7 protein-coding genes, 1 tRNA gene and 1 pseudogene are annotated in these 9,785 nt (G+C 67.3%); 7 read left to right on the forward strand and 2 right to left on the reverse strand.

What is annotated here, in order from left to right:
• Nucleotides 1-13: 13 nt before the first annotated feature.
• Complete coding sequence (locus AC0B44_RS14275; RefSeq protein WP_471903498.1) at nucleotides 14-2,368, reverse strand: DEAD/DEAH box helicase; 2,355 nt, start codon at nucleotides 2,366-2,368, stop codon at nucleotides 14-16.
• Between the two features lie 344 nt (nucleotides 2,369-2,712).
• Between AC0B44_RS14275 and AC0B44_RS14280 the strand changes: the two genes are divergently transcribed.
• The 4 genes and pseudogenes from AC0B44_RS14280 to AC0B44_RS14295 all read left to right on the forward strand — a co-directional run.
• Nucleotides 2,713-2,916, forward strand: coding sequence for a cold-shock protein (locus AC0B44_RS14280; protein ID WP_054720028.1), 204 nt, complete (start codon nucleotides 2,713-2,715; stop codon nucleotides 2,914-2,916).
• A gap of 117 nt (nucleotides 2,917-3,033) precedes the next feature.
• A complete protein-coding gene (locus AC0B44_RS14285) occupies nucleotides 3,034-3,642 on the forward strand; it encodes a hypothetical protein (RefSeq protein WP_471903499.1) in 609 nt (202 codons plus the stop codon).
• A 113-nt stretch (nucleotides 3,643-3,755) separates the two neighbouring features.
• Nucleotides 3,756-6,698 (forward strand): type I DNA topoisomerase, encoded by a 2,943-nt coding sequence (topA, locus tag AC0B44_RS14290; RefSeq protein WP_471903500.1) that lies wholly within the window; start codon nucleotides 3,756-3,758, stop codon nucleotides 6,696-6,698.
• Between the two features lie 129 nt (nucleotides 6,699-6,827).
• A pseudogene (locus tag AC0B44_RS14295) lies at nucleotides 6,828-7,325 on the forward strand (DUF6597 domain-containing transcriptional factor); the annotation flags it as partial.
• 100 nt (nucleotides 7,326-7,425) lie between these two features.
• Here the strand turns inward: AC0B44_RS14295 and AC0B44_RS14300 are convergent.
• Entirely contained in the window at nucleotides 7,426-7,815 is a 390-nt protein-coding gene (locus AC0B44_RS14300) for a VOC family protein (RefSeq protein WP_471903501.1), read from the reverse strand.
• 92 nt (nucleotides 7,816-7,907) lie between these two features.
• Between AC0B44_RS14300 and AC0B44_RS14305 the strand changes: the two genes are divergently transcribed.
• From AC0B44_RS14305 to AC0B44_RS14315, 3 genes are all read left to right on the forward strand, one after another.
• On the forward strand, nucleotides 7,908-9,095 hold the full coding sequence (locus AC0B44_RS14305; protein ID WP_471903502.1) for a DNA polymerase III subunit delta': 1,188 nt from the start codon (nucleotides 7,908-7,910) through the stop codon (nucleotides 9,093-9,095).
• 62 nt (nucleotides 9,096-9,157) lie between these two features.
• Nucleotides 9,158-9,233 (forward strand) — tRNA-Thr (locus AC0B44_RS14310).
• A 244-nt stretch (nucleotides 9,234-9,477) separates the two neighbouring features.
• Nucleotides 9,478-9,675 carry a hypothetical protein gene (locus tag AC0B44_RS14315; RefSeq protein WP_471903503.1) on the forward strand — a complete coding sequence of 66 codons (198 nt, stop codon included), beginning with the start codon at nucleotides 9,478-9,480 and terminating at the stop codon, nucleotides 9,673-9,675.
• Nucleotides 9,676-9,785: the final 110 nt, after the last annotated feature.

The following is a 9,785-nucleotide window of genomic DNA, read 5'->3' on the forward strand; positions in this document are numbered from 1 at the left end:
CTGTAGTGCGGTGTCAGTCCTGGCTGCCGATCGCGTCGAGCACGGCGGTCAGGACGAGCACGGCGCCCGATTTGTCGAGCGGATCGTTGCCGTTGCCGCACTTGGGTGAATACACGCAGGACGGGCAACCCGAGACGCACTCGCACGCTGCGACGGCGTCTCGGGTTGCCTCGAGCCATTGCGAGATCCGGCGGTACCCTCGCTCGGCGAATCCGGCACCGCCGGGCTGCCCGTCGTAGACGAAGACCGTGGGAAGACCGGTGTCCGGGTGCAGGTCGGTGGAGACGCCGCCGATATCCCCTCGATCGCACGTCGCGACGAGGGGGAGCAAACCGATCGCCGCGTGTTCGGCGGCGTGGAGCGCACCCGGGATCCGCTCGGCCGTGAGGCCGATCTGCGAGAGCAGTCCGGGATCGACGGTGTACATCACCGCGCGGGTCGCAAGGGTCTGCTCGGGCATCTCCAGCGGGATCTGATCGAGGATCTCGCCGGAGGGCAGACGTCGGAGGTATCCGACCACCTGATGCGTCACCTCGACACGCACCGCCGCGACGGTGACGGGGCCGTGGTCCCGATGCTCGTCGATCGACGTGCAGCAGATCTCCGTGACTTCGCGTGCGGTGGTGGACCATTCGGGGTCCTCGGCGTGGACGAGTGCGATTCCGTCGTCGAGGTGCAGTTCGTCGACGACGAAGGATTCCCCGCGATGCAGGTGCACGGCACCCGGATGCATCGTCGCGGGCGCGCGACTGCCTTCGACGGTGCCGAGCATCCGCCCGGTTTCCGCTTCCACGATCGCGACCTGCCCGCCGATGCCGCCGCGGATGTCGATCTCCGCGTGCGGATGCGTACCGGGAGTGACGAACCAGCCGTGGGGACGTCTGCGGACGAGGCCGTCCTCTGCGAGGCGAGTGAGGACTTCCCACGCGTCGTATTCCTCGACTTCGGTGTCGCTCAGCGGCTTTTCGGATGCCGCGCAGAGCAACTGCGGCCCCAGGACGTACGGGTTCGCCGGGTCGGTCACGGTCGACTCGACCGGCCTGCCCAGCAACGCCTGAGGATGGTGCACCAGATACGTGTCGAGGGGGTCGTCGCGGGCGACCAGCACCACCAGCGACCCCTGCCCGCGCCGCCCGGCGCGGCCGCCCTGCTGCCAGAACGAGGCCACGGTGCCGGGGAATCCCGCGACGACGACCGCGTCGAGACCGGCGATGTCCACTCCGAGTTCGAGTGCGTTCGTACTTGCCACCCCGAGCAGACGTCCGTCCGAGATTGCCGCCTCGAGGTCGCGGCGATCTTCCGCGAGGTAACCGGCGCGGTAGGCGGCAACGCGATCGACCAGGTCGGGCGCTGCCGCGGCGAGCAACCGTCGCGCGCCCATGGCCGTGAGTTCCGCACCGTGCCGGGATCGCACGAACGTCAGCGTCCGTGCACCTTCGACGACGAGGTCGGCGAGCAACCGGGCCGCTTCGGTCCCGGCCGCGCGTCGCACGGGAGCCCCGTGTTCTCCGGTGACCTCACGCAGCAACGGAGGTTCCCACATCGCGACGGTCCTGGGTCCGTGTGGCGACCCGTCCTCGGTCACCGCACGGCAGGGCGCGCCGATCAGCCGGGATGCCGCCGCGGCAGGTTCCGCAGTCGTGGCGGAGGCCAGGACGAAGACGGGATCGGCGCCGTAGTGTCGGGCCAGCCGCCGGAGCCGGCGCAGGATCAGTGCGACGTGCGACCCGAAAACTCCTCGGTACGAGTGGCATTCGTCGATAACCACGTATTTCAGCCGACGCAGCATCCGCGCCCACCGTGCGTGCCCGGGTAGCAGTGACACGTGCAACATGTCGGGATTGGTGAAAACCCACCGTGAGTGCCGGCGCGCCCACTGCCGCATCTCCGTGCTGGTGTCGCCGTCGTACGCGCACGCGGCCACGGTCGACAGTGCCGGATCCATCATGGTCAGTTCGGTGACCGACCGAAGCTGGTCTGCCCCGAGGGCCTTGGTCGGTGCCAGGTACAGGGCGGTGGCCTGTGGATCGTTCGCCAGCGCGGTGAGTACCGGAAGCTGGTAAGCAGTCGACTTGCCGGATGCCGTTCCGGTGGCGACGACGACGTTCTCCCCGTTCGCGGCGAGATCGGCCGCTTCCGCCTGATGGCTCCAGAGTTGCGGTACTCCGTGCTCGCGCAGCGCCCGGACCACGGGTTCGGCAGCCCACAGCGGCCAATCGGTGTGCCGCGCATGCCGCGCCGGCAACGCCGCGACATGGGTGAGCGGGGATTCGCCGGCCGGGGTTCCCGCCAGAAGCCGGTCGAGAAGTTCGCGTCCGTAGGTGGCAGCAGTGCCGTCACCCGGATCGAACGGGGGTGAGCTGGGCACGAAACGCTCCGGGGGTTGCGGGGTCGAACAAGAGGGGTCGAACAAGAGGGCAGAAACCACTACCGGTCGGTAATGCTACCGACGCTCGGGCGGCTGCAAATTTTCTGGGACGTTTGTGCCCATTAGTACTGTTGCGACCGACTTGGACATGGTTGACTGACACTCGGTCGCAGCTTCTGTGTTCGTGGACTTGAGAAAGTGAACGCTCGCAGGATCGATGGTTGCGAGCGCGGTGCTTTGCTCTTCCAACGGGGGACTCGGAAGTACAGCGGTCGGAACCGGGGCCGGGCGGGCCGCGTTTCCGGCGGTCTGTCGAATCCGGTGTTAGAAAGAGAAGGAAAAGCATGGCACAGGGCACTGTGAAGTGGTTCAACGCGGAGAAGGGCTTCGGCTTCATCGCTCCGGAGGACGGCTCCGCCGACGTATTCGTTCACTACTCCGAGATCCAGGGCGCGGGCTTCCGCACCCTCGAGGAGAACCAGCGCGTGGAGTTCGAGGTCGGTCAGGGCACCAAGGGCCCGCAGGCCACCGGCGTCCGCGCCGTCTGAGAGATTGCTCCTTTGAGCACAAGGTGAGGCTCGATTCCTCACCTGAATCGTCCCCCGTCACCTCCGGTGATGGGGGACGATGCATTTCCGGGTATCGATCGGCCGGAAGGAGGGTGAATGAGCCAACTGTCGTTCTTCGGCGCCGAGCTCGGCCCGCCCGCGGTCGCGGACCTGAGCGGACTGCTCGCCGCGCACGGCACGGTCGTGGTCCGAGACGATCGTGCTCGCGTCTCCGTGGTCGTCGACGCCCCATGGCGGGCCGACGCCATCGCGCGTCTCATGACCGAGGCCGGTCTGGAACCGGAGTTCGCCGACACCGAGGACGGCCGTACTGAGGTGTACACGCAATTCGTCGCCGAGACGATGCCGTTGGCCGCGGAGTGGATGCGCGGCTCCGTGAAGACGGTGCCCTTCGAGTGGGTGCCGAGTTCGCGAGCCCAGCGGGCATGGTTCCTCGCTGCCGGCCGCAAGGAAGCGGACGGCGAGCGGTACGTCCTCGGGCTCGATCCGCACACACCCGACACTCACGCGCCCCTCGCGGAAGCCTTCCTGCGGGCGGGAATCGCACCGACTCTGATCGGCACCCGGGGGCCCTCGCCGGGCCTGCGCGTGTCCGGCCGCAGGCGGCTGACCAGGCTCGTCGAGAACATCGGGGCACCACCGGACGACCCCCGCGCACGGGAGGTCTGGCCGTATCCAGGGCAGGTGGAACACCACACGCGATGAGCCGTTCCCCGAGGATGTGCGACCCTGTGTGTGGCTACGTCGGGGGAATGTGGTCGGTATACATGTCTTCGAGAAGCGCGACATGTCGGTAGAGGGAAGGCACAGGCGGCACGGTGGCAGCAGACAAGAGCACTTCGGACGGCTCCTCGGGTACGCGTCGGCTGGTCATCGTCGAATCCCCGACCAAGGCGAAAAAAATCGCCCCCTACCTGGGGCGCGATTACGTGGTCGAGGCGTCCGTCGGTCATATCAGGGATCTGCCGCGCGGTGCTGCGGATGTCCCTGCCAAATACAAGGGTGAGTCGTGGGCCCGCCTCGGCGTCGACGTCGATCACGATTTCGAGCCGCTCTACGTCGTCAGCCCGGAGAAGAAGTCCAAGGTCTCCGAACTGAAGAGCCTTCTCAAGGACGCCGACGAGCTCTATCTCGCGACCGACCCCGACCGTGAGGGCGAAGCGATCGCCTGGCACCTGCTGGAGACGCTCAAGCCCAAGGTGCCGGTCCGTCGCATGGTCTTCCACGAGATCACCGAGTCCGCGATCCGTGCTGCCGCCGAGAACACTCGCGAGCTGGACACCGATCTCGTCGACGCGCAGGAAACCCGCCGCATCCTCGACCGGCTGTACGGCTACGAAGTCAGCCCGGTGTTGTGGAAGAAGGTCATGCCGCGCTTGTCGGCAGGGCGCGTGCAGTCCGTGGCCACTCGCATCATCGTTCGGCGCGAACGCGAACGGATGGCTTTCCGCTCGGCCGAGTACTGGGACATCGCGGCGACCATGGATGCGGGCGAATCTGCAAGCCCTCGTTCGTTCGGTGCGCGCCTGGTGGGAATCGACGGCTCCCGGGTCGCCTCGGGGCGTGACTTCGGCGCGGACGGCAAACTCAAGTCCGACAGTGTCGTGGTTCTGGACGAGAGCCATGCGCGTCGTCTCGCCGAGGCGCTCGCCGGCACCGCGCTGACCGTCTCGTCGGCCGAGAGCAAGCCGTACACCCGCAAGCCGTACGCGCCGTTCATGACGTCGACGCTGCAGCAGGAAGCCGGGCGCAAGCTGCGGTTCTCGTCGGAGCGCACCATGCGCATCGCGCAGCGGCTGTACGAGAACGGCTACATCACGTACATGCGTACGGACTCCACGACGCTGTCCGAATCGGCGATCGCGGCGGCCCGTGCCCAGGCGACTCAGCTGTACGGCGCAGAGTACGTGCATCCGACCCCGCGTCAGTACACCCGTAAGGTCAAGAACGCGCAGGAGGCGCACGAGGCGATCCGCCCCGCGGGCGACGTGTTCGCCACCCCGGGCGAACTGCATTCGCGTCTCGACACGGACGAGTTCCGCCTCTACGAGCTGATCTGGCAGCGCACCGTCGCGTCGCAGATGGCCGACGTGCGCGGAACCACCCTCACCCTCCGGATCACCGGCACCGCCGGTACCGGCGAGGAGTGCACGTTCTCGTCCTCGGGCCGCACGATCACGTTCGCCGGCTTCCTGAAGGCCTACGTCGAAAGTGTCGACGAAGAGGCCGGTGGACATTCCGACGACGCCGAGTCGCGCCTCCCGAACCTCAGCGAAGGTGCCGCGGTCACCGCGACGAAGCTCGATCCCGACGGTCACTCCACGAACCCGCCGGCCCGGTACACCGAGGCGAGCCTGATCAAGACGCTCGAAGAACTCGGTATCGGCCGGCCGTCGACCTACGCCTCGATCATCAAAACGATCCTCGATCGCGGATACGTCTACAAGCGCGGTAGCGCGCTCGTCCCGTCCTGGGTGGCGTTCGCCGTCATCGGCTTGCTCGAATCGCACTTCTCCCAGCTCGTGAACTACGACTTCACTGCCGGCATGGAGGACGACCTCGACGAGATCGCCTCCGGACACGAACACCGCACCGACTGGCTGACGCGGTTCTACTTCGGCGGTGAGTACGGCGGTGAGGAATCCGTCGCACGACAGGGCGGACTGAAGAAGCTCGTCAGCGAGAACCTCGAGGACATCGACGCCCGCGAGATCAACTCGATCCGCCTGTTCGACGATGCGGAGGGTCGCGAGATCCACGTCCGCGTCGGACGCTTCGGCCCGTATCTCGAGCGGATGGTGGTCAACCCGGACGACCCGGACGGCGACCCGATCTCCCAGCGCGCGAACCTGCCAGACGACCTGCCGCCCGATGAGCTGACCCTCGAATACGCGGAGAAGCTGTTCTCCACGCCTCAGGAGGGGCGCGTGCTCGGCGTCGATCCGGCGACCGGCCACGAGATCGTCGCGCGCGAAGGCCGCTTCGGTCCCTACGTCACCGAGTTGCTGCCCGAACCGACACCGGAACCGGAACCCGAGCCGGACGTGACCCCGATCCCCGTCGACGAGGTCGAGGGCGCCGGGGGCGGCACGAAGACGGCGACGAAGAAGGCTGTCGCCAAGAAAGCCGCGAAGAAAGCTCCGGCGAAGAAGGCCGCCAAGAAGGCCACCGGCCCGAAGCCGCGTACCGCGTCGCTGCTCAAGACGATGGATCTGTCGACGGTGACGTTGGAGGACGCGCTGCGGTTGCTGTCTCTTCCCCGCGTCGTGGGTGTCGATCCCGAGTCCGGTGAGGAGATCACGGCGCAGAACGGTCGCTACGGGCCGTACCTCAAGAAGGGCACCGACTCGCGTTCGCTCGCCGACGAGGAACAGATGTTCACCGTCACGCTCGACGAAGCGCTGAAGATCTATGCCGAGCCGAAGCGGCGGGGACGGCAGGCGTCCGCCACTCCGCCTCTGCGTGAGCTGGGTGTCGACCCGGTGAGCGAAAAGCCCATGGTGATCAAGGACGGGCGGTTCGGTCCCTATGTCACCGACGGCGAGACCAACGCGAGCCTGCGCAAGGGCGACGAGGTCCCGACGATCACCGACGAGCGGGCTTCCGAGTTGCTCGCCGACCGGCGTGCGCGCGGTCCCGTGAAGAAGGCCACCAAGAAGGCCGCTGCGAAGAAGTCGCCCGCCAAGAAGACCGCTGCGAAGAAGACAGCAGCGAAGAAGGCGCCGGCCAAGAAAGCCGCGGCGAAGAAGACAGCGGACTGATCCGGCCCGGGCACCTACCCTTGCGGTGTGTATCGCGAGTGGGTGTCCGGGATCTCCGGGGTCGTCGCGTTGGAGGCGACTCGAGTTCCCTCCGAATCGGGCGGTAACACGGTTCTGCCCGACGGGTGCATGGATCTGATCTGGCACGAAGACGGTTTCCTCGTCGCCGGTCCCGACACGCGTGCCCAGTTCTCGGATCTCGCGACGCGGCGGAATCTGACCGCCGTGCGGTTCGCGCCGGGCCTCGGGCCCGCCTTCTTGCGCGTCGACGCATCCGAACTGCGTGACCAGCGCGTCTCCCTCGACCAGATCTGGGCGCCTCGCCGGGTCCGCGACATCGTCGCGGCCGTCGAAAGTGGTCCGAGGTCCGGTCTCGTCGATGCTGTGCGGCGCGATCTGGAAGACGCTCGTCGAAGCCCTCTGTCCGGGCTCGCGCGCGCACTCGGATCGGGCATGACGGTCCCCGAGGCCGCGTCGGTGATCGGATGGAGCGAACGAACTCTCCGTCGGCGCGCGCACCAGGCGTTCGGCTACGGGCCGAAGACGCTGTCGCGAGTCCTGCGGTTCCAGCGCGCGGTCGCACGCGCTCGCGCGGGCGAAGACCCTGCCGCCATCGCGGCCGAGTGCGGTTACAGCGACCAGCCACACCTCGCGCGAGAGGTTCGCACACTGTCCGGCTCGACGCTCGACGCTCGGCGACCTCGTCCGCCGGTCGTCCGGGCCGTGATCAGTCGGGGAGCGCGGCGAACAGGTCGATGCTGTGGCCGTCCGGGTCGAGCACGCACGCGTAGCGCTGTCCCCACACCGCGTCCCACGGCTTCATCGCCGGGGCGCACCCGACGGCTACGAGTGACGCGTACGTCTCGTCGACCTCGCTCGGGGAACCACAGTCGAAGGCGAGGCTCGGACCTCCCTGCCCGGGCTCGAAATCCGGATCGAAGGAGCTGACGGATTCGATCGTGTCCCACATGAGACGCACGCCGCCGGCAGTGGTCACCTCGAAGTGCGGCACGTCCGGAGCTTCGGTGGGCAGATCGAGGCCGAGTCGGCGGTAACACTCGAACGAGCGTCCCAAGTCCTCGACAACCAGTCCGACGGCAGAGAAGTGAATGGTCATGAGCCGACGGTAGGGCGCGCCGGACAGGCAGGTCTTGAACATTTCGGACAGCCGGACAGAACAGGTCGGTCCCGGTCGTTACGCTGGTCGGTATGCCCGGTGTCTTCGATCGTCTCGTCGGTCAGCGCGATGTCGAGACGGATCTCGTCGCCGCCGCTGTGGCCGCGCGCAACGGAGATGCCAGCTCGGCGATGACGCATTCGTGGCTGTTCACCGGGCCGCCGGGATCCGGTAGGTCCATCGCGGCGCTGTGCTTCGCGGCCGCACTCCAGTGCACCGACGAACAGACTCCCGGATGCGGGCGCTGCCACGCGTGCACCACCACGATGGCGGGCACCCACGGCGATGTGCGACGGGTGATCCCCGAAGGCCTGACCATCAGTGTCAAGGCGATGCGTGCCATCGTGCAGGTCGCGTCGCGCCGTCCCAGCACCGGCCGGTGGCAGGTGGTGGTGATCGAGGACGCGGACCGTCTGACGGAGGGCGCTGCGAATGCGCTGTTGAAGGTGGTCGAGGAACCGCCGCAGCGAACCGTCTTCCTGCTGTGCGCTCCGTCGACCGATCCCGAAGACATCTCGGTGACGCTTCGGTCGCGCTGCCGGCACGTCGGCCTCGTCACTCCGAGCGCGGCGTCGATCGCCGAGGTCCTGCAACTGCGTGACGGCATCGACGAGAAGACCGCGACATGGGCCGCCTCGGTGAGTGCGGGGCACGTCGGCCGAGCCCGGCGTCTGGCCACCGACACCATCGCCCGCGACAACCGCAAGCGTGCGCTCGACCTCGCCGGTGCCGTGCTCCGCGCCGCGACGACGTACTCCGCAGTCGAAGACCTCGGACGCAACGCCGAGGCCGAGGCCAAGGAGATCAGTGTCGAACGCGACGAGCGCGAGACCGAGGAACTCCGGACGGCGCTCGGCGCAGGAGGCACGGGTAAGGGTGCGGCGGGTGCGCTCCGGGGTTCGGCCGGTGTCCTCAAAGAACTCGAGCGTACGCAGAAGTCCCGGAAGACCCGGACCGAGCGCGACATCATGGACCGCGCACTCATCGACCTCGCGGGCTTGTATCGCGACGCCCTGGCGCACGCGTTCGGTTCGTCTGCGACGCCCAACCACCCCGACATGACCGAACGAGCTGCGGATCTGGCGTCCCGAACCCGGCCGGAGTCTCTGCTCGACTGCATAGAAGCGATTCTCGAGTGCCGCGAAGCGCTTGCGCAGAACGTCAAGCCCAAGTTCGCGTTGGCCGCGATGGCCGCGCGCTTGAGTGCTGCATTCCGGTGACTGAGGTGCCGGTTTGCATCCCGGTGGGGGTAGTCCGCTAGACTTCGGACGCCGAACGGCATGCTGCCTTAGCTCAGTCGGTAGAGCATTTCACTCGTAATGAAAAGGTCGTCGGTTCGATTCCGACAGGCAGCTCCACGAAGAGCCCCTCACCCCAGCGGTGAGGGGCTTTTCTGGTTCCGAGGCTCAACGGCCCTCGCGCCGGGTCGTGCGAACGTGGACGATGGAGCCATGTTGATGGAAATCTTCTCCCTGGTCCTGATCATCGGTGCCCTCGTCGTGGTGATCCCCATGGCGATCCGCGTATTCCGGGATCGCGACGACCGGTGACACACCCTTCGCAGCGCTCGACAACCACAACCGGCGCACTCATGCTCGGTATATGGCTGACTCTCTGAAGGACCGGGTGCGCGAGAAGATCATGCGTCAGCGCGCGGAGGACGGCGGCCGGCCGATCGACGACGCCGAGGCCGACGATTCGCGGGTGACGGATATCGACAGCGATCTCGCTCGGCTCGAGCTGGCCGGGGACGACGACGCCGTCGTCCAGAGCCTCGCTGCGAAGTACTGGGTGCCTTGATCCGCTCGAAAACGACGTTGACCTGGCGATTTGGTGTTTGTGGGGGTGCTCGCGTAACTTAATCCAGGTCAGAGCGACACGGACACCGACCCGGACCGACAGGGACTGGG

This window comes from Rhodococcus sp. NPDC019050, assembly GCF_055664235.1.

Coding starts and splice junctions, on each gene's coding strand:
- AC0B44_RS14300 (WP_471903501.1), bottom strand. CDS start 7,815: ATGACCATTCACTTCTCTGCCGTCGGACTGGTTGTCGAGGACTTGGGA.
- AC0B44_RS14305 (WP_471903502.1), top strand. CDS start 7,908: ATGCCCGGTGTCTTCGATCGTCTCGTCGGTCAGCGCGATGTCGAGACG.
- AC0B44_RS14315 (WP_471903503.1), top strand. CDS start 9,478: ATGGCTGACTCTCTGAAGGACCGGGTGCGCGAGAAGATCATGCGTCAG.
- AC0B44_RS14280 (WP_054720028.1), top strand. CDS start 2,713: ATGGCACAGGGCACTGTGAAGTGGTTCAACGCGGAGAAGGGCTTCGGC.
- AC0B44_RS14285 (WP_471903499.1), top strand. CDS start 3,034: ATGAGCCAACTGTCGTTCTTCGGCGCCGAGCTCGGCCCGCCCGCGGTC.